General features: G+C 71.4%; 19 protein-coding genes. 8 read left to right on the top strand and 11 right to left on the bottom strand.

The window, feature by feature from the left end; all coding sequences use genetic code 11:
- Window positions 1-13 precede the first annotated feature (13 nt).
- From ACIBI5_RS04930 to ACIBI5_RS04915, 4 genes are read right to left on the bottom strand one after another with little or no spacing between them, the layout of a single operon-like run.
- Window positions 14-733, bottom strand: coding sequence for a class I SAM-dependent methyltransferase (locus ACIBI5_RS04930; protein WP_397243243.1), 720 nt, complete (start codon window positions 731-733; stop codon window positions 14-16).
- Window positions 726-1232 carry a GNAT family N-acetyltransferase gene (locus tag ACIBI5_RS04925; RefSeq protein ID WP_397243242.1) on the bottom strand — a complete coding sequence of 169 codons (507 nt, stop codon included), beginning with the start codon at window positions 1230-1232 and terminating at the stop codon, window positions 726-728. The genes ACIBI5_RS04930 and ACIBI5_RS04925 overlap by 8 nt, the downstream gene beginning before the upstream one ends.
- 10 nt (window positions 1233-1242) lie before the next feature.
- Entirely contained in the window at window positions 1243-2202 is a 960-nt protein-coding gene (locus ACIBI5_RS04920; RefSeq protein ID WP_397243240.1) for an alpha/beta fold hydrolase, read from the bottom strand.
- A gap of 11 nt (window positions 2203-2213) precedes the next feature.
- Window positions 2214-2693 carry a YbaK/EbsC family protein gene (locus ACIBI5_RS04915; protein WP_397243238.1) on the bottom strand — a complete coding sequence of 160 codons (480 nt, stop codon included), beginning with the start codon at window positions 2691-2693 and terminating at the stop codon, window positions 2214-2216.
- Between the two features lie 239 nt (window positions 2694-2932).
- Between ACIBI5_RS04915 and ACIBI5_RS04910 the strand changes: the two genes are divergently transcribed.
- From ACIBI5_RS04910 to ACIBI5_RS04900, 3 genes are read left to right on the top strand one after another with little or no spacing between them, the layout of a single operon-like run.
- Complete coding sequence (locus ACIBI5_RS04910; protein ID WP_397243236.1) at window positions 2933-4387, top strand: ankyrin repeat domain-containing protein; 1455 nt, start codon at window positions 2933-2935, stop codon at window positions 4385-4387.
- 30 nt (window positions 4388-4417) lie between these two features.
- Window positions 4418-5095, top strand: coding sequence for a hypothetical protein (locus tag ACIBI5_RS04905; RefSeq protein WP_397243234.1), 678 nt, complete (start codon window positions 4418-4420; stop codon window positions 5093-5095).
- Window positions 5096-5124: 29 nt separating this feature from the next.
- Window positions 5125-5442, top strand: coding sequence for a hypothetical protein (locus tag ACIBI5_RS04900; protein WP_397243232.1), 318 nt, complete (start codon window positions 5125-5127; stop codon window positions 5440-5442).
- A 431-nt stretch (window positions 5443-5873) separates the two neighbouring features.
- Here the strand turns inward: ACIBI5_RS04900 and ACIBI5_RS04895 are convergent, their stop codons facing one another.
- Window positions 5874-7160, bottom strand: coding sequence for a hypothetical protein (locus ACIBI5_RS04895; protein WP_397243230.1), 1287 nt, complete (start codon window positions 7158-7160; stop codon window positions 5874-5876).
- Between the two features lie 592 nt (window positions 7161-7752).
- Between ACIBI5_RS04895 and ACIBI5_RS04890 the strand changes: the two genes are divergently transcribed.
- The gene (locus ACIBI5_RS04890) at window positions 7753-8796 is read left to right on the top strand and encodes a sulfite oxidase (protein WP_397243228.1); all 1044 of its coding nucleotides are present in this window, start codon (window positions 7753-7755) and stop codon (window positions 8794-8796) included.
- Between the two features lie 134 nt (window positions 8797-8930).
- Entirely contained in the window at window positions 8931-10406 is a 1476-nt protein-coding gene (locus ACIBI5_RS04885; protein ID WP_397243226.1) for a wax ester/triacylglycerol synthase family O-acyltransferase, read from the top strand.
- Here the strand turns inward: ACIBI5_RS04885 and ACIBI5_RS04880 are convergent.
- The gene (locus ACIBI5_RS04880) at window positions 10344-10889 is read right to left on the bottom strand and encodes a TetR/AcrR family transcriptional regulator (RefSeq protein WP_397243224.1); all 546 of its coding nucleotides are present in this window, start codon (window positions 10887-10889) and stop codon (window positions 10344-10346) included. The two genes, ACIBI5_RS04885 and ACIBI5_RS04880, sit on opposite strands and share 63 nt — an antisense overlap.
- 126 nt (window positions 10890-11015) lie before the next feature.
- Here ACIBI5_RS04880 and ACIBI5_RS04875 point away from each other — a divergent pair, with 126 nt between their 5' ends.
- On the top strand, window positions 11016-11576 hold the full coding sequence (locus tag ACIBI5_RS04875) for a TetR/AcrR family transcriptional regulator (protein WP_397243222.1): 561 nt from the start codon (window positions 11016-11018) through the stop codon (window positions 11574-11576).
- Entirely contained in the window at window positions 11573-13078 is a 1506-nt protein-coding gene (locus ACIBI5_RS04870) for an MFS transporter (RefSeq protein WP_397243220.1), read from the top strand. The genes ACIBI5_RS04875 and ACIBI5_RS04870 overlap by 4 nt, the downstream gene beginning before the upstream one ends.
- On the opposite strand, the gene ACIBI5_RS04865 is transcribed toward ACIBI5_RS04870, so the two are convergent.
- Window positions 13072-14043, bottom strand: a complete 972-nt coding sequence (locus ACIBI5_RS04865) for an alpha/beta hydrolase (protein ID WP_397243218.1) — start codon at window positions 14041-14043, stop codon at window positions 13072-13074. The two genes, ACIBI5_RS04870 and ACIBI5_RS04865, sit on opposite strands and share 7 nt — an antisense overlap.
- Before the next feature lie 67 nt (window positions 14044-14110).
- Here ACIBI5_RS04865 and ACIBI5_RS04860 point away from each other — a divergent pair, with 67 nt between their 5' ends.
- On the top strand, window positions 14111-15040 hold the full coding sequence (locus tag ACIBI5_RS04860) for an aldo/keto reductase (protein ID WP_397243216.1): 930 nt from the start codon (window positions 14111-14113) through the stop codon (window positions 15038-15040).
- Here the strand turns inward: ACIBI5_RS04860 and ACIBI5_RS04855 are convergent.
- The 4 genes from ACIBI5_RS04855 to ACIBI5_RS04840 all read right to left on the bottom strand — a co-directional run bounded on the left by ACIBI5_RS04855 (window position 15029) and on the right by ACIBI5_RS04840 (window position 18434).
- Window positions 15029-15937, bottom strand: coding sequence for an SMP-30/gluconolactonase/LRE family protein (locus tag ACIBI5_RS04855; protein WP_397243214.1), 909 nt, complete (start codon window positions 15935-15937; stop codon window positions 15029-15031). The genes ACIBI5_RS04860 and ACIBI5_RS04855 overlap by 12 nt on opposite strands.
- Before the next feature lie 131 nt (window positions 15938-16068).
- Window positions 16069-16437 (bottom strand): DUF1801 domain-containing protein, encoded by a 369-nt coding sequence (locus ACIBI5_RS04850; protein WP_397243212.1) that lies wholly within the window; start codon window positions 16435-16437, stop codon window positions 16069-16071.
- A gap of 66 nt (window positions 16438-16503) precedes the next feature.
- Window positions 16504-18105, bottom strand: coding sequence for a cation acetate symporter (locus tag ACIBI5_RS04845; protein ID WP_397243210.1), 1602 nt, complete (start codon window positions 18103-18105; stop codon window positions 16504-16506).
- Window positions 18102-18434, bottom strand: a complete 333-nt coding sequence (locus ACIBI5_RS04840; RefSeq protein ID WP_397243208.1) for a DUF485 domain-containing protein — start codon at window positions 18432-18434, stop codon at window positions 18102-18104. The genes ACIBI5_RS04845 and ACIBI5_RS04840 overlap by 4 nt, the downstream gene beginning before the upstream one ends.
- Window positions 18435-18658 lie beyond the last annotated feature (224 nt).

Here is an 18658-nt window from a genome sequence, read left to right as displayed (position 1 = left end):
CTCCGGTGAGGCACTACCCGGCGGCGAACGTGATGATCTCCGGGGCGGCGTCGGTCAGGGGCTCGCGGTTCCAGTCGCCGTACTGGGCCTCGATCTCCAGCCCCGCCTCCGCCAGGAACGCGGCGAGTTCGGCCACGCCGAGGAAGCGCAGGGTGCTCCAGCTGACCTCCGGGCGCTCCCATCCCGGGCTGGTGTAGGTCTGGGTGAAGGTGACGCGCTCCGCCGTCACCCGCCGCACCTCCACGTCCACGCGCACCGGTGTGCCGGAGGCGTCGGTGATCTCGGCGCCCGTCCAGCGTTCCCAGTCACGGGCGAGCGGGTTGCGGGTCTCGAAGACGAAGCGGCCGCCGTCGGCCAGGGCCGCGCGCACGGCGGCCAGGCCGCTGCGCAGCTCGTCATCCTCCACCAGGACCTGGAAGGCGTGGCCGGTCATGACGATCAGGTCGAACGCGCCTGGCCGGCTGAAGGTGGACAGGTCGCCGCGCACCCATTCCACGCCGGCCCGCCGCCTGGCGACGCCGAGCATGGCCTCGGCGGGGTCGAGGCCGGTCAGGCGGCCGGTGTGGCCGGCGTCCTTGGCGGCGATGAGCAGTTCGCCGGTGCCGCAGCCGACGTCCAGCACCGATCCGGCCTCCATCACCAGCGGGAGGTAGAAGGCGAAGTCGGGGCGTCCGGCGCAGAACGTGTCGTAGAGCTCGGCCAGGCGGGGTTCGGTGAAGAGGCGGTCAGCCATGCGCGCTCCTCCGGTAGCGGATCATCGGCCCCAGCAGGCCGGGAACCGTCTCGAACGGCGTCATCCCCAGGCGTTCCACCACGGCGATGGAGGCGGCGTTGCCCTCGTCCACCTCGGCAAGGACCTCCGATAGGCCGACCGGGCCCAGGGCGTGCTCGACCACCGCGCGGGCCGCCTCCGTGGCGTAGCCGTACCCCCAGAAGGGGGGCGACAGGCTGTAGGTGATCTCCAGGCCCAGGTCCTCCAGCGGCCGGAGCCCCGCGGTGCCGGCGAGGGCGCCGGTGGCGCGCTCGCGGATCAGCCACAGACCGCGGGCGGAGGCGGCGAAGTCGCGCTCGCCGGCCGCGATCGCCTCGGACACCTGCCCGGCGGTGAGAACCTCGCCGTCGAACAGGAAGCGCCGCACGTCGGGATCGGTCCAGTGGGCGAGCAGAGCCGCGAGGTCGGCGGCGCCGGCGGGCCGCAGTTCGAGGCGATCGGTGGTCAGAACGTGCTGCATCCGGCAAAGACTACGAGCTGTACCCCGCCCAGCGCGCGACGGTTTCCGCGTAGACACCGGGCGCCTCCAGCGGGAACACGTGCCCGGTGTCCGGGATGGTGTGCTGCGTCCAGTCGGGGCGGCGGACGTTCAGGTCCTCGCGGGCGCCGTCGATGACGATGTTGTCGGTCTCGCCCCACAGGACCAGGGTGGGGGCGCTCACCCGGGAAAGGGCCGCGCGGACGGGCCCGGGGTCGACGAAGATCGCCCGCATGATCGAGGTCACCGCGGTGACGGTGTCGCCCAGCCGGGCCGGGTCCGCCGTGCGCAGTTCCTCGCCGATCAGCCGGGTCATCTCCGGCGACAAGCGGGTCAGGTCACCGCCGACCAGCTTCTCGCCGCCGGTCAGGGTGCCGGTGTCCGCGTACGTCCTGATCTTCATCTCCAGGAGGGGACGCGCGCCGGCGCGCAGGACCGTGCGGGCCAGCGGCTGCGCCGCTGAAAGGCACACGCGGCCGATCGTGCGCCACCACCGCGCCTCCTCCTCCGGCAGCCGGGCGGGCAGGGCCGGGGTGGCGAGCACCAGGCGGCCGACCCGCTCCGGCGCGAGCCCGGCGAACATCGCCGCCACCAGCCCGCCCATCGACCAGCCGTGGACGGTCGCCTTCTCCAGGCCGAGCGTCCCGGTGAAGGCGCGCAGGAAGCGGACGTTCGGCGCCAGCCTGGCCGCGCGCGGATGTGGCAGCTCGGTGTGGCCGAACAGGGTTCCGGGCAGGTCCGGCACGTAGACGGGGCCGGAGGCGGCCAGGTGGGGAATGAGGTCCATCCACAGCGTCGCGCTGCCGCCCAGCGGATGGACCAGCAGGTGCGCGGGGCCGTCGCGCTCGGATCCGGCCCGGAGACAGTGGACGGCGGCGCCGTGCACCTCGACCGTCTCGCTGCGAATACCCGCCCAGCGGGCGCTGACCGTACCCCAGTCGGAGTGGCGCATATTTCCCAGTATTAAATGATGCGCTCGGTTCTGGGCGCGGCGACGAGAACGTAGTCCTTCGTGCACAGCGCCATCGAGCGATCCAGCCGCGCGGCGTTGAAATAGATCTCCGGTACGGCCAGCAGCGCGGGATCCACGACCAGCTCCAGGTCCGGATGGAAGGAGAAGGGCAGCACCGTGCCACTCACGCTCCCGGCCAGTTCCTCGGCCCGCTCCTTGTCGGCGAAGGCCGCGTACGTGCCCCCGTACAGCGCCTTGACCGCCTGGAGATCGAGCTTGGCGTCGCCCGGGACGACGGCCAGCACGAAGCGCTTCTCCTTCTTGCCGATCTTCACCATGACGATCAGGCATTTGGCAGCGTGGCTCACCTCGTTGCCGCGCAGCTCGCTGACCAGCTCGGTACGCCCTTCCGGGGCGTGGTCGATCAAGCGATACCCGGCCCCGGCGGCGTCGAGGTCGGCGATCAGGCGGTCATACAGGGAGGACGTCATCCGCAGACCCTACTCCCAGGTTCAGAGCGGCACCTCCCTGATCGGGTGGAGGCCGGCGTGGGAGTTCCGCTGGGTGGCAGGGGCCGCCGAACCGTCCAGATGTATGCTGGTCGGGCGCGTCAGGGCGCATCCGGTCCGCGGGAAGGGCGAAGCCCACCTGGTCACGATGTGTTGTTAGGCCCGACCTCTTTTCCGGTCTGATCATGCGGACGTCAGACGTATACGGAAGGGAGGCCATCGTGCCCATCTCTCGTCTTCCCGACCATCCGAGCGCCGAAGCTCTGCGCAAACAGGCCAAGACGCTGCTGCGCTACGTACGCGCCGGCGTGCCGGAGGCGCTGGCCATGGTCGAGGAGTTCCATCCCCGGCGCCCGAGCGCGCCCAAGCTGGCCGACGCGCAGCTCGTGACCGCTCGCCGCCACGGTTTTCCCAGCTGGGGACGGCTGATGAAGCATCTGGAGACCGTCGGCCGCTACACCCGTTCGCCGCACGAGGTGCCCGTCGCCGCCGATCCGGCCGACGAGTTTCTGCGTCTGACCTGCCTCACCTACGGCGACGACTACCCCGGCCGCCTGCGCGAGGCGGACGAGCTGCTCGCCGCCGACCCCGCCCTGGCCACGGCGAACGTCTTCACGATGGCCGCCACCGGCTCGGCCGCCGCGTTGCGCGCCGCGCTGGCCGCCGCCCCGTCGCTCGCCACCGCGCAGGGCGGCCCGTTCGGGTGGGAGCCGCTGCTCTACCTGGCCTACGCGCGGCTCACGCGGCCCGGCCGGTACGCCGAAGCCGCCCGCGTCCTGCTCGACCACGGCGCCGACCCGGACGCCGGGTTCCTGTGGGACGGGCTGCCGTCGCCGTTCACCGCCCTGACCGGCGCGTTCGGCGGTGGAGAGGGCGACCAGCCGCCGCACCGGAGCGGGCTGGAGCTGGCCCGCGTGCTGCTGGCCGCCGGCGCCGACGCCAACGACGCCCAGACCGTCTACAACCTCGGGCTCGGCGGCTCCTGGTCCGACGACACCGCGCATCTGGAGCTGCTGCTGGAGTACGGGCTCGGCCGCGGTGACGGCGGGCCGTGGCGCGAGCGGCTCGGGCACGAGCTGGCCTCGCCCGCCGAACTGCTCGCCGAGGAGCTGGCGACGGCCGCGCTGCGTGGCGGTCCGCGCCGGGTCAGGCTTCTGCTGGAGTACGGCGTGCCGGTCGATCGGCCGGGCGCGCATCCGGCGTTCGGCGGGCGGACGCCGTACGAGCTGGCGCTCGTCCACGGCCACCGCGAGGTGGCCGGGCTGCTGGCGGCGGCGGGGGCGCGGCGGCCGGAGCTCGACGAGCTCGAGGCGTTCGCGGCGGCGTGCATGAGCGGCGACGCCGGCGCGGCCGCCGCCTTCGGGCCCGAGGTGCTCGCGCGGGCGCTGGCCGAGACGCCCGGCCTGATGAACCGGGCGGCCGAGCACGGGCGGCCGGACGTGGTGCGGCTGCTGGCGGGGCTCGGTTTCGACGTCGGGCACCGGGAGCGGAGCACTCCCCTGCACCTGGCGGCCTGGAACGACGACGTCGACACCGTCGCAGCGCTGCTGGAACTCGGGGCCGACCCGGCGGCCACGGACGACGACCACGACTCGACGCCGCTGGACTGGGCGGAGTACGGAGGCAAGCGGCAGGTGGCCGCATACCTGAGGATGACATACCCAGGGCTGATGTAATCCCGCTCCCCACCCGGCAGGCTTGCCCCCATGAGAATCACCATCATCGCGGTGGTCACCGTGCTGGTGCTGGCCGTCGGCGGGGTGGCCTGGGCCTACCCGTCGGTGGCCGCCACCGCCTGCCCTGGCTGCTATGGGCTGAGCTCCGCCGGTGACGACGTCTACGTGGAGGAGGGCGTGCCGGCCGCGCCGGTCCTGGCGACCGTGGCCGCCGCCCGGCGGCTGGTCGGCGACTTCTACGGCGGGCGGGTGAGCACGCCCAGAATCCTCGTGTGCGGCACCGCCCCCTGCTACACGGGCATAGGCGGCGGCAAGGAGAAGGGCGTGGCGGTCCTGAACCGCGCGGTGATGCTGTCGCCGGGCGGCCTCGATCCGGTGATCGCCTCCCACGAGATGGCGCACGTGGAGCTGCACGCGCGGCTGTCGGGGGAGGTGCCGCAGTGGTTCGACGAGGGCTTGGCGGTGGTGGTCTCCGGCGACCCGCGCTACCTCGGCCCCACCGGCGACCGCTGCCTGGTGGAGCCGTCGGGGGCGCTGCCGGTGACGCTGGAGGCGTGGCTGCGGGCGGCCTCGGCCGATCGTCAGACGTACGCGAAGGCTGCCTGCCAGGTCAGCCGCTGGCTTCTGGCCCATGACGGCCGGGACGGAGTGCTGCGCCTGATCGGCAGGCTCAACGCCGGCGAGCCGTTCACCACAGCGGCCCGCTGACCCCTACCTCACCAGAAGAAAGGCACGCGATGACCCAGTCCTTCGGCACCTCGCCCGCATTCCGGCAAACCCCGTTCACCGCGGAGGAAATGGCCAGAAGCGAGGCCAACTTCTCCCCCTTCGTCGCCCAGCAGCTCAACTCCCACGGCCACTTCCGGGTGGCGGCCGACAACCCGGACCTGGTGGAGCTGTTCCAGAACGTGGCCCGCCGGGTGAGCGACATGCTCGGCCAACGCGTGGTCAGCTACTCCAACGGCCGCTACCTCATCATCACCTTCGCCGACCAAACCCCCGACGACCCTGCCCCACCCCCGAGCCCCACCCCCAAGCCCCACCCCCAACCCTGAGCCCCACTCGCGCCTTGAGCCCCACCCGCCACCCGAAGCCCCGCCCGCTACCCGGAGCCCTGACACCACCGGTCCGCCCGCCATCCCACGCTTGTCCGCGCCGGTACGGCGAGCACCTCCGCGGGCGTGGACGGCGCAACGCGGACGGTGGCCCCGCCCGCACCTCCACATGCGGCGCTGGGTTGGGTGGCCGACGAGCCTCACGAGGCAGCGAGTCCGGCCGACCAGATCGCCCGCGAGCACGGCCGGCCGGATCGCCCGCGACCTTGCCTGGGCCGGGCGACCTACTCGGATCCCGCAGCACACGCAGGCCCGAGCGCCTCCGCGACGCTCTTGACCCGCTCGATCATCCCGGGCCGGATGCGGGTCGGGCTGTGCGGGAGACGAGCAGCGGGCAGGCGACGGGCGGGAGGCGCGTGGGGTGGTGGGGGTCAGGCGCCTTGGGACAGGAGGGTGGTGATGGCGGTGCGGAGGGCTGGGGCGGTCGCGTCGCCGAACGGGCCCTCGGGGTAGTCGACGACCCAGACGTGGAGCATTTCGGGGGTGGCGGGGAGCTTCGTGGTGCCCTTGGGGCAGGTGCCGTCCGGGTTCAGGACGGCCACGCCGCCGCCGGGCAGCCCGCAGAGGTCGTCGTGGGCATGCCAGTGCGTGAGGGAGCCACCGATTCTGGGGCCCTGGGCGCCCGGAGGCATGATGTACATCGCGCCCAGCAGGATGCTGCCGCCGCTCGGCTTGCGGTAGTACACCAGGGCTTCGGGACGGGTCGGGTCGAGCACCCGGTCGTCCATGATCCACGCCATCTTGGTGAGGTGAACGACGCCGCCGGTGTCGATCGACTCGGCGAACCCGTCCTTCGTGGCAGCCGCCAACGTGGGCCACCGCTTGGGCAGCTCCCGCTTGGCCGCCGCCACGGCCAGGTCCGCGGACGCCCGTTCGCCCTCGCTCGGCGGCACCACCGGCCCCTGGTCGCCGTGCTTGTGCCCACCCTGCTGGTCAGCGCTCGCGCCCGGGTCGGTGCCAGGCGGCGTCCCCGTACCCTGTCCCCCGTCCGTGCCCTGGCCCCTGTCAGTGCCCTGTCCCCCGTCCGTGCCCTGGCCCCTGTCAGTGCCCTGGCCTCCGTCGGTGCCCTGGCCTCCGTCGGTGTTCTGGCCCTGATCGCCGGTGTTCTGGCTCTGGTCGGTGCCGTGCTGGTGGCCGCCTGCCGCCGCGGTGTCCGCCGGATCCGCGGGTACGGCGTGGCCGTGGGTGCCGAAGACGGGCAGGAAGACCGTACCGACCGCGACCACCACCAACCCGGCCACCACCCCCGCCCCGATCCGCCTCGACCGGCTGGGAACGGCCTGGCGCGCGGTCCCGTCCAGCAGGGCGAGAGCGCAGCAGACCAGGACGATCTCCAGGGCGGTGGCGAGCACGTCCGGGGCGCCCACGGGCTCCGGACGGCCCGCGCCGGGGCCGAAGGGGACACCGAGGGTCCGGCTGACTCCCCACAGGGCCACGATGGCGGCGTTGCCCACGATCCCGGCCAGCAGCACGGACCGCGCCGGGCGACGCAGAACCACCGCGGCCCAGATCACCTGCGCCCATCCGGCCGCCGCGAAGAACGCCCCGTGCCGCCAGTCCAGCGCGAAGTGCTCCCCCATGGCGGCGAAATGCACAGCCCCCGCCCCGGCCGACAACACCGCGAGCACCACCAAGCTCCCCAGCACCCGCACGCCCACCGGTAACTCCGCGCCGGGCCCCACCGACTCCCCACTCCCAGAGGCGGCCCGCGAAAGCTGCGCACCTCCGGATGCCCTCACGCCTTGGGATGCTCTCACGCCTTCGGACGGCTCCGGCAGCCCGCCGGGGGAAGACGCCGCGCCGTCACCCTCCGCCGCGTTCGGGCCCACGGAAGCGGCCCGCGAAGGCGGTGCGCCTGCGAAGACCACCGAACCACCGGATGGCTCCGGCCGACGATCCGGGGACGACGTCGCGTCGCCGGGGAGCTCCGGTGTTGGGCCCGTGGGTGGTGCCGGGGCTTGTGGTGGGTCCGGTAAGAGGGGGTCGGTGGCAGGTGGGGTGTCTGGGGGCTGGTCGGGGGTGGTGGGGTCTGGGGTGGGGGGCATGGCGGCCTCGCTCCGCTGGCGGCTGACAAGCGCTTGCGCCGATTATGCACGCCCAACCCCACCCCCCACAGACCCAGTTACGAGCCAGGCACACGTTTTCGCGAGCGACACACGGGGGCACGTAAAAGAAGGGGAGAGTGGGCGATCATGCAGGTCACACCATAGGATGAGATTGGCTAGTTAACTGGTAGGGAATAGGGGAGTTATGTACGCCACCGCGACCATCGTCAAGCCGCTCCCCCCAGAGCTCTTCAGGACGCACGGCGCGAGCGCGGAGATGCGCTGGGACGCCATGGCGGGCCAAGGTTTCCACACCCCCACCGACCGCTTCTTCGTCCGCAACCACACCTTCACCCCGTCCATCGACCCCGCCACCTGGCAACTGGCCATCCACGGCGACGGTGTGCGATGTCCGGGCGCGTACACCTATGACCAGTTGCGCGCCATGCCCGCCCGCACCCTCGACGCGGCGATCGAATGCGCGGGCAACGGCCGCCGCTTCTACGGCACCCAGCAGGGCGAACCCGCCCCCGGCACGCAGTGGGCGCTCGGCGCGATCGGGGTGGCGCGCTGGCGCGGTGTGCCCCTGCGGTACCTGCTGGAGCGCTCGGCCATCACCACCAGAGCCGTGGACGTGCTGCCGACCGGCCTCGACGCCCCCTTCGAACACCACGGCCACGTACGCCGCCCCCTGCCCGCCGACAAGGCCATGGACGACGTCCTGGTCGCCTACGAGATGAACGGCCACCCTCTCCCGCCCGACCACGGATTCCCGGTACGCCTGGTGGTGCCGGGATGGGTGGGAATAGCGTCCATCAAATGGCTCGGAGATATCGAAGTGGCCACGCGTGAATTGTTCACCCCGTGGAACACGGAGTTCTACCGCGACGTCACGGTGAATCCGGTGAAAAGCGCGCTCGAACTCGGCTGGAACGCGCAGGTGCCCTTCGGCCGCCCGCACCTGCTGCGCGGCCGTTCGTGGTCGGGCCGCGGCCGGGTGGTCAAGGTCGAGGTGAGCTTCGACGACGGGCGGACCTGGCGCCGGGCGGAACACCGCGGCCCGCACCTGGTCAGCGCCTGGCTGCCCTGGCACATCACGTGGGTGCCGAGGCGCCTGGGCGAGCGGTCGATCCTCGTCAGGGCCACCGACGCGAGCGGCGCGACGCAGCAGCTGAAAAGGCCGCGGCACGAGTTCGGTTATCACTTCGACGCCGTGGTAAGGCACCCGATTACCGTTATCCATGGATAGACAATTGTCACCGAGTCGCTGAGCTGCGGGTCCGCGCGGAGCATCCGAATTCATCTGTAAGACTCTCGCGGAAACGTCCCGGAAACCCCGCGATGTGAAGCTGACCTCGAATCGAACACCCGGGAGAAGAGCAGATGCGCCAGCTGACCGCACTCGACGCGCAGTTCCTCAACGCCGAGTCCGCGACGACCTCCGCCCACGTGGCGGGGCTGGCCATCCTCGACCCGCTCGGCGGCGTCCTCGACCGCGAGACGCTCGCCGCGCTGCTGCGCGAGCGCATGCACCTGTCGCCCGCGCTGGGCCTGCGGCTGAGCGAGGTGCCCTTCGGCCTCGACCATCCCTACTGGGAGCCGGACCCCGCGTTCGACCTGGCCAACCACCTGTTCGAGACGGAGGTGGCCGCGCCCGGAGGCGAGTACCAGCTGGCGGACGCGGTCGCCCGCATCCATGCCGGCCGGCTCGACCGCTCCCGGCCGCTCTGGGAGATGCACCTGCTGCGCGGCCTGACCGGCGGCAGGGTCGCGGTCTACACGAAGGTCCACCACGCGGCCATCGACGGCGTCTCGGGCGCGGAGACGCTCGCCGCCCTGCTCGACCTCTCGGCGGAGCCACGGGTGATCGACGTCACGCCGCCGCCGGCCGAGCGGGGTCCGAGTCTGGCGGACATGCTGTACGGCGCCGCCGTACGCACGGCCACCCACCCCGTGCGCGCCCTGGGCTCGCTCGCCAGGACGGCGGGCGAGCTGGACGCGATCCCGCTGGCGGCGGGGCTGCCCGGTGCGCGGCGGATCGCGCGGGCGGCCAGGATCGTCGCCGGCGACCGGCGCCCGCGGCCGGAACTGCCCGGCCTGATCGCGCCGCGCACGCCGTTCAACGGGCCGATCAGCGCCGAGCGGCGGCTGTCGTTCGGCTCGGTGCCGCTCAAGGACGTCAAGGACGTCGCCAAGAGGCATGGCATGAGCGTGAACGACGTGGTCATGGCCCTGTGCGCGGGCGCGCTGCGGACCTGGCTGCGGGATCGGGACGCGCTGCCGGAGGAGCCGCTGATCGCGGCGGTGCCCGTGGCGGTGCGTACGGCGGGCGCCCGGCAGCTGGTCGGCAACCACATCGCGGCCATGGTCACGCCGCTGGCGACGAACGTGGCCGACCGGCACGCGCGGCTGCACGCGACCCGCTCCATGATGCGCACGGCCAAGCGGCGCTTCGCCGCGGCCTCGTCGAGCTGGCTGCACGAGCTGTGCTCGCTGCTGCCGCCGCCGGTGACCCGGCTGGCCTCCCCGGCGATCTTCCGGCTGGCGGCGGTGGCCTGCCCGCCGATCAACCTGATCATCAGCAACGTGCCGGGCCCCCAGTTCCCGCTGTATCTGTGCGGGGCGAGGGTCCTGTCGTACTACCCGATCTCGGTGCTGACCGACCTGAGCGGCGGGGTGAACATCACCTGCTTCTCCTACGACGGCATGCTCGACTTCGGCGTCGTGGCCTGCCCGGAGCGGCTGGACGACGTGTGGTCGCTGACGCGCCACCTGCGCGCCGCGCTGGACGAGCTGCTAGATGAGCGAGTGGGCGATGAGCTCGGCGACGGCGTCGGGGTCGATCTGGTGGCCGGTTAGCTGGCAGAGGTTCTCCTGGTAGAGCAGGACGGCGGCGAACGTGGCCGCCGCCACCTCCAGTCGCGCGCTCTCGCCGCGCCGGCCGGGCAGGGCGAGTTCGAGCGCGAACCTGGAACGCCTGATCAGCTCGCCGTTGAGCCGTCCGAGGCGGTCCTTGACCGAGCGGTGGGTGTCGGCCTCGCGGAACAGGATGCGCCGCATCGCCGGTGAGGCGCGCAGCGGCAGCCTGCGGGCCAGCTTGGACAGTGTGCTCGCCGGATCGCCCGGCACGGCGTCGACTTCCTTGGTCTCCTCCACGAGGGTGCGCTCGTCGATCAGCGCCACCAGCACGTCGATCTTGCGCGGGAAGTAGTGGAAGACCAGTCCTTTGGGCACCCGCGCCAGCTTGGCGATGACCGCGGTAGGGGTGGCCTCGTAGCCACCGCCCGCGAACAACTCCTCGGCCGCGTCCAGGATGCGCGTGCGCGCGTCACCGATCACCACAGCCGAACGATATCGCCACGGCTGACACGTCGGCCATGCCGTCCAGGAGAGATCACCGTACATACCATGTCGTACAATGATGTAGTATTTGCGACATTGATGTCGCAAACAAGACGAGGATGTGTGATGGCTGCCAGTCGTGACGAGATCGTCGCCGTGGCGATCCACCACCTCAACCACGCGCCGAACGCGTCGATGGCGGAGATCGCGCAGGCCGCCGGGATCAGCCGCGCCACGCTGCACCGGCACTTCAGCACCCGCGCCGAGCTGCAGTACGAGCTCAGCTCCCGGGCCATGGACGCCTGGGCGAAGACACACGCGGCCGTCGGCCTCGACGAGGCCCTGCGCGCCGGCCTCGACGCCGCCGGGATCAAACAGGTGCTCGACGAGCTGCTGACGGTCACGGTCGCCCACTCGGACGAGCACGGCTTCGCGCTCACCGACCACACCACGGACCGGCACGCGGACCTGGTGCGCCGCGCGGCCGAGCTGGAGGAGAGGGAGATCGCCCTGTTCACCGCCGCGCAGCGGGCCGGCGTGCTGCGCGCGGACCTGCCGCCGCGCTGGGTAAGCAATCTCGTGTACGGCCTGCTCGTGGCCGTGAGGGAGAGCATGCGGCGGGGGGACGTCGCGCGCAGGGACCTGCCCAGCATCTTCCTTGAAACGTTCTATCGGGGGACCACATGACGCTCACCACCGCGCCCGTCGCGCACAAGCGCAGATGGGCCGGACTCGCCGTCCTGTCGGCCAGCCTCTTGCTGGTCGTCATGGACATGACCATCCTGAACGTGGCCCTGCCGGCGATCTCGGCCAGCCTGCGTCCCGACGCCATCCAGCTGCTGTGGATGGTCGACGTCTACTCGCTGGTCCTGGCCGGCCTGCTGGTCACGGTGAGCGCCCTCGGCGACCGGTGGGGGCGCAAGAGGATGCTGCTCACCGGGTTCGGGGTGTTCGGACTCGCCTCCGTCCTGGTGATGTGGGCCGAGAGTCCCGGCGCCGTGATCGCGGTGCGCGCCCTGCTCGGCGTGGGCGGCGCCATGATCATGCCGTCCACGCTGTCGATGATCCGCGCGCTGTTCACCGACTCGCGCGAACGCGCCACCGCGCTGGGCGTCTGGGCGGCCATGGCGGCGGTCGGCGGCGCGCTCGGCCCGATCCTCGGCGGCTTCCTGGTGGAGAACTTCAGCTGGCACGCGGCGTTCCTCGTGAACGTGCCGGTCATGGCCGTCGCCGTGCTCGCCGGCCTGTTCCTGCTGCCCGAGTCGCGCAACCCGCGCCCCGGCCGCTGGGACGCGCTCGGCACCGTCCTGTCGATCGTCGGCATGGTCGGGCTCGTCTACTCCATCAAGCACTTCGCCAAGGACGGCCTGACCGATCCGACCGCGCTGGTGTCGCTGGCCGTCGGCGCGCTGGCGCTGATCTGGTTCGTCCTGCGCAGCCTGCGCCGCCCCGACCCGCTGCTGGAGGTCAGGCTGTTCCGCAGCGGCCCCTTCACCTCCGGCGTGCTGGCCGCGCTCACCACCTCGATCGCCATGGCCGCGATGATGCTGCTCATGGCCCAGTGGATGCAGCTCGTGCAGGGCTACACACCGCTGGAGACCGGGGTACGCCTCCTGCCGACGGCCATCACCGCGCTGATCCTGTCACCGCTGGCGCCCGCGATGGCCGGGCGGATCGGGGCGCGTACCGTGCTGGCCGGGGGGCTGGTCGTGGCGGGGCTGGGGTTCCTGGTGTTGTTCGCGGCGCCGCTGGTCTACGGCTGGGTCGCGCTCGCGCTGCTGCTCATCGGCGCGGGCATGGGCTCGCTGGCCATCGCCTCGGCCGTGATCATGTCGGGCGCGCCGCTGGAGAAGGCGGGCAGCGCCGCGGCCATCGAGGAGACCAGCTACGAGGTGGGCGGGGTGCTCGGGGTGGCCGTCCTGGGCAGCGTCGCGTCGGCGGTCTACCGTACGGCGCTGCCGTACACCGGAGCCCAGGCGGACGTCGTGCGCGAGTCGATCGGCGGCGCGCTCGACGTGGCCGCCACGCTCGGCGCCCAGGGCGCGCGGCTGGCCGAGCAGGCCAAGGTGGCCTTCGGCGACTCGATCGCGGTGACGGGAGCGGTGGGCGCGGCGCTGATGCTGCTGGCGGCGGCGGCCGTGTGGAAGCTGACGCCGCGCACGCTCGACATCGGCGCGGCCCATCACTGAAGCGCGCGCTTCAGCATCGGGTACGCCCGGCGCAGCTCCCGCTGCCAGAAGGCGTGGTTGTGCCCGCCCCGGTAGAAATGGGTGGTGACCGGGATGTCCAGCTCGCGCAGGCGGCCGGCGAAGGCTCTGGCGGCCCGGCCGGCCAGGTCCTCGACCAGGTCGCCGGAGCCCGCGGCCACGTACAGGCGCAGTCCCCTGAGCTTTTCCGCCTGGTCGTAGGGGTTGTGCGCCTGCCAGTTGGCTCGCTGGCGGCCGGGGTCGCCCCAGATGCGCTTCCAGTCGGTGCCGAGGCAGCCGAGCGTGGTTCCGGCCATCACCGCCTGGGGGACGCCGTCGCTGAGGATGTGCACGGCGCCGCTGAAGGAGGCGGCGGCCTTGAAGCCGCCCTTGGCGGCGTACAGCATGGCGCCCTGGCCGCCCATGGAGTAGCCCGCGATCACCCGGGCGGGACCGGCGCGGTAGCGGGACTCCAGGAGCGGCAGGAGCTCCTTCAGGTGGTAGGTCTGCCATCGCGGGGGGCCGCCTTCGCCTCCGTTCCACCAGTCGGAGTAGCTGCCGCACCGGCCGCCGTCGGGCATGACGACCATGAGGCCGTCGTCGCGGGTGAGGTCGTCGACGTCGGTCTTGGCGGTCCAGGACGTGTGGTCGTCCAGGCCGCCGTGCAGGAGCCACAGCGCGGGCCAGCGCGCGCGTTCGCCCCAGCCCTTCGGGAGCAGGAGGCGGACCTTGGTGGTGGCGTCGAGGGCGGGCGAGCGGAGGGTGAGTTCGAGGCGGCGCTCGTCCAGCCGCTTCTCCTCCAGCACCTCGATCGCGGGCTCCGGCGATTTTTCCGGATTTTTCACTTCTTGAGCCGGATCTTTCACTCCTTGAGGCGGCCAGGCGGCCCTCAGGACGATCACGACCAGCACGAACAGCGCGCCCGCGAGGGTCGCCCCGATCAGGCAGCCACGCATCCGGGCTCGCATCGGCCCTCCTCACGCGGCACCGGACCCTGACGGCGGAACCGCTGTTGGATGCGCGGATAATAGCGAGGTGAGATCGATCGGCACCACGGCCCTGTCCGTGTTCCCTCTTTGCCTCGGCACCAACGTCTTCGGCTGGACCGCCGACCGCGAGGCGTCCTACGCCGTCCTGGACGCCTACGTCGAGGACGGCGGCAACTTCCTCGACACCGCCGACGTGTATCCCGCGTGGGCGACCGGGGAGTCCACCGCCGAGCGGATCATCGGTGACTGGATGATCGAGCGCGGCAACCGCGACTCCCTCGTCCTGGCCACGAAGGTCGGCATGCTGTCCGGGTGGACGGGCCTGGCGCCCAGGACCATCAGAACCGCGGTGGAGAACAGCCTGCGCCGCCTGCGCACCGACCGGATCGACCTCTACTGGGCGCACGTGGACGACGAGGCCACCCCGCTGGCCGACACGCTGGCCGCGTTCGACGCGCTGGTGCGGGAGGGCAAGGTCCGCCACATCGGCGCCTCCAACCACACCGCCCCACGCCTGGCGCAGGCGCTGAAGGTCTCCGACGACGAGGGCCTGGCCAGGTATGTGGCGCTGCAGCCGGCGTACAACCTGATGGAACGCGGCTTCGAGGGCCCGCTGCGCGACGTCGTGGCGCGCGAGGGGCTGTCCACCACGCCGTACCACGCGCTCGCCCGCGGCTTCCTGACCGGCAAGTACGCCCCCGGCGTCACCGTGGACAGCCCCAGGGCGGGCAGGGCGGCCGAGTACCTCACGACCGAGCGCGGCCTGCGTGTCCTGGACGCCCTCGCCAAGATCGGCGCCGTCCGCGACGTGGAACCCGCCGCGATCGCCGTCGCCTGGCTGGCCGCCCAGCCCACGATCACCGCCCCGATCGCCAGCGCCCGCACCCCGGAGCAGCTCAGGCCGCTGATGGCCGGAGCGCGCCTGGCCCTGGGCGCCGAGGAACTCGCCACCCTGGCCGAGGCCTCAGCCGCCTGAGCCGGGACGCCGGGCGCCGGCGACCGTCAGGCGGATGGAGTACAGGTCGCCGGCCGAGTTGGTGACGAACAGGTTGTTGCGCTTGGGCCCGCCGAAGACGAGGTTCGAGGCGGACTCGGGCAGCAGCAGCCTGCCGATCAGCGTGCCGTCGGTGGCGTAGCAGCGTACGCCGTCGAGGGCGGCGGCCCACACCCGGTCGTGGCAGTCCACGCGGATGCCGTCGAACCAGCTCTCCGCGAACACCTTGCCGCCCGACAGGCCGCCGTCCCCGGCCACGTCGAAGACGCGGAGGTGGCGCTCGCGGGTGTCCACGACGTACAGGAGAGACTCGTCGGCCGAGAAGGCCAGCCCGTTGGGCCGGACGAAGCCCGCGGCGGCGATCCGCAGCTCCCCCGTCGCCGGGTCGAGGCGGTACACGTGGTCGCCGCCGATCTCGCTCTCGGCGGGGCTGCCCTCGTAGTAGCCGGTGATGCCATAGCGCGGGTCGGTGAACCAGATCGTCCCGTCCGAGCGCACCACGACGTCGTTCGGGCTGTTCAGGCGCTTGCCCTCGAAGCTGTCTGCGAGCACGGTGATCGTCCCGTCGTGCTCGGTCCTGGTCACCCGGCGGGCGCCCTGCTCACAGGTGACCAGCCTGCCCTCGAGATCGACCGTGTTGCCGTTGGCGTTGCCCGAGCCGTGCCGGAAGACGCCGACGGCGCCGGTCGTCTCGTCCCAGCGCAGCAACCGGTCGTTGGGGATGTCGCTCCACACCAGGTAGCGCCCGGCGGCGAAGTAGGCAGGGCCCTCGGTCTTGCGGCTGCCGCGGTGCAGCACCTCGACGTACTCGTCGCCGCCGTCGAAGGCGAACCGCTCGTCCAGGACCTCGAACACCGCTTTGAATCTGTCGATCGTCACAACTCCCCCTTCTACCATCGAGCCCGTGAGAAGGCCGAAGGGGGCGGGAGGGAGGCGCCGGCCTGACTTGCCGTAACCCCAAAAGGCCGTAAAGCCGCGAAAAGCCGGAAAGCGCAAAAGAACAGCGGCGCTCAGCGGACGGCGGCGGCTGCGGCGGTGACGAGGGTGGCGAGGTCGGGGTCGGAGAGGCGGGACTCGGTGGCGATCTTGACGTGGCGGGCCTTCTTGCCGGTTCCCTCCAGCAGCGCGGTCGGGTCCTGGGTGAGCAGGTCGGCACCGCGGGCGAACATCAGGTTGATGTGCGCCTGATGCAGGGCGATCGCCACGATCAGCCCCTTGTACGTGCCGGGCTGGTACGTGTAGGCGATCAGCCGGGCCGGTTCGTCGACCTCTTCCTGCGCGTCCGGCAGCAGCCGGCGCAGGAAGTTTCGGGCGGCTCCGGCCAGGGTGCGAATCTCCGGTGAACAGGTGGCGAGCAGCGCGGCGGCCTGGTCTTCCATGACTAGACTCTATCGTCCGGTCTCCGCCCGGAGGGTGGGGCGCCCGGGTCGGGGCGCCCCACGCGGTCAGTGCTCGGTGGCCTTCTCCGCGCCCACGCCGGTGAGCGAACGGACCTCGATCTCGGCGTACTTGGCGGCGTTGTACTCCTTGCTGAGCACGGTGCCGAGCCAGCCGAAGAAGAAGCCGAGCGGGATCGAGATGATGCCGGGGTTGGACAGGTTCCAGATGTGGAAGTCGGCGCCCTTGATCAGCGCGGTCTTCGAGCCGGAGACCACCGGCGAGAAGATCACGAGGATCAGGCAGGAGATCAGGCCGCCGTAGATGGCGGCGACGGCGCCGGCGGTGTTGAACCGCTTCCAGAACAGGCTGTACAGGATCGCCGGCAGGTTGCCCGACGCGGCGACCGCGAAGGCCAGCGCGACGAGGAACGCCACGTTCTGGCCCTGGGCGAGGATGCCGAGGCCGATGGCCGCGGCGCCGATGACCAGGGCGGAGACCCGGGCCACGACGACCTCTTCGCGCTCGGTGGCGTTGCCCTTCTTGAACACGTGGGCGTACAGGTCGTGGGCGAAGCTGGACGAGGAGGCCAGCGTGAGCCCGGCGACCACGGCCAGGATCGTGGCGAAGGCGACGGCGCCGATGAGCGCCAGCAGGACGGTGCCGCCGACGGTGCCGAAGAAGTTCTCGCCGATGGCCGCCGCGAGCTGAGGCGCCGCGGTGTTGCCCGCGGTGTCGGAGGCCGGGATCTTGACCAGTGCCGCGGCGCCGAAGCCGAGCACCAGCGTCAGCAGGTAGAACGTGCCGATGATGCCGATGCCCCACAGCACGGACTTGCGGGCGTCCTTGGCGGTGGGCACGGTGTAGAAGCGGATGAGGATGTGCGGCAGGCCGGCGGTGCCGAGGACGAGCGCGAGTCCGAGGCTGATCAGGTCGATCTTGCCCATGAGGCCCTGGGCTTCGGTGCCGTACTTGAGGCCGGGTTCGAGGAACGCCGCGCCCTTGCCGCTGGCCTCGGTGGCGGCGCCGAGCAGCGCCGAGAGGTTGAAGTTGTACTTGGCCAGCACCAGCACGGTGATCAGCGCGGCGCCGCCCATGAGCAGGACGGCCTTGACGATCTGGACCCAGGTGGTGCCCTTCATGCCGCCGAACACCACGTAGACGATCATCAGCGCGCCGACGGCGACGATCGTCCAGTTCTTGGCCTCGGCGCTGGTGATGCCGAGCAGCAGCCCGACCAGCGCGCCCGCGCCGACCATCTGGGCCAGCAGGTAGAAGATGCTGACGACGATGGTGGAGACGCCGGCGGCGGTGCGGACCGGGCGCGGGCTCATCCGGAAGGCCAGCACGTCGGCCATCGTGAACTTGCCCGAGTTACGCATGAGCTCGGCGACCAGCAGCAACGCCACCAGCCAGGCCACGAGGAAGCCGATGGAGTACAGGAAGCCGTCGTAGCCGGACAGCGCGATCATGCCGGCGATGCCGAGGAACGAGGCGGCCGACATGTAGTCGCCGCCGATGGCCAGGCCGTTCTGGACGCCGGTGAAGGACCGCCCGCCGGCGTAGTAATCGGCGGCGGTCTTGGTGTTGCGGCTGGCCCAGAAGGTGATGCCGAGCGTGGCGGCCACGAACGTCAGGAACAGGATCGTGGAAAGTGTGGACGAACTCACTTGGTCTGCTCCTCGACCTCGTGCCGGAGCTTGTCGGCCAGCGGGTCCAGCTTCTTCTCCGCGTGCCTGGAGTAGGCCCAGGCGATCAGGAAGGTGGAGACGAACTGCAGCAGGCCCAGGATCAATCCGACGTTGATGTTGCCGAGCACCTGAATGCCCATGAAGTCCCGCGCCCATCCGGACAGCACGACGTACAGGAGGTACCAGACGAGGAACGCGACCGTCATCGGGAAGGTCCAAGCGCGGAACCGGCGCTTCAACTCCTGGAATTCACTGCTCTGCTGAACCCGTTCATAGACCGACGCGTCGTGTTCTTGTGTTGTCACCATGCCTCCCGCTTAGTGTGATGGGGATCACGCTCAAGGTAAGAGCGCAAACTACCCTCCGTGGAGGTCCACAGTCCCGTCGTTCGGCGAGCCGCCGCCGCGTGGCGTTTAGTTGGGTACGGCCTGCGGTGAAAGGTCCGTTTGGCGCGATAAGCGGTAAGCGCCGTCGTTTCACGGGATAAGTCCGGGCATTCGAGATAAATGGCCGCTTGACTTGTATACACGTA

It is taken from the genome of Nonomuraea sp. NPDC050540, from assembly GCF_044457485.1.
In the GTDB taxonomy this organism is placed as follows: Bacteria; Actinomycetota; Actinomycetes; order Streptosporangiales; family Streptosporangiaceae; genus Nonomuraea.
The sequence above is the reverse complement of the archived record's forward strand: the minus strand, read 5'-3'. Positions and strand labels throughout refer to the sequence as shown.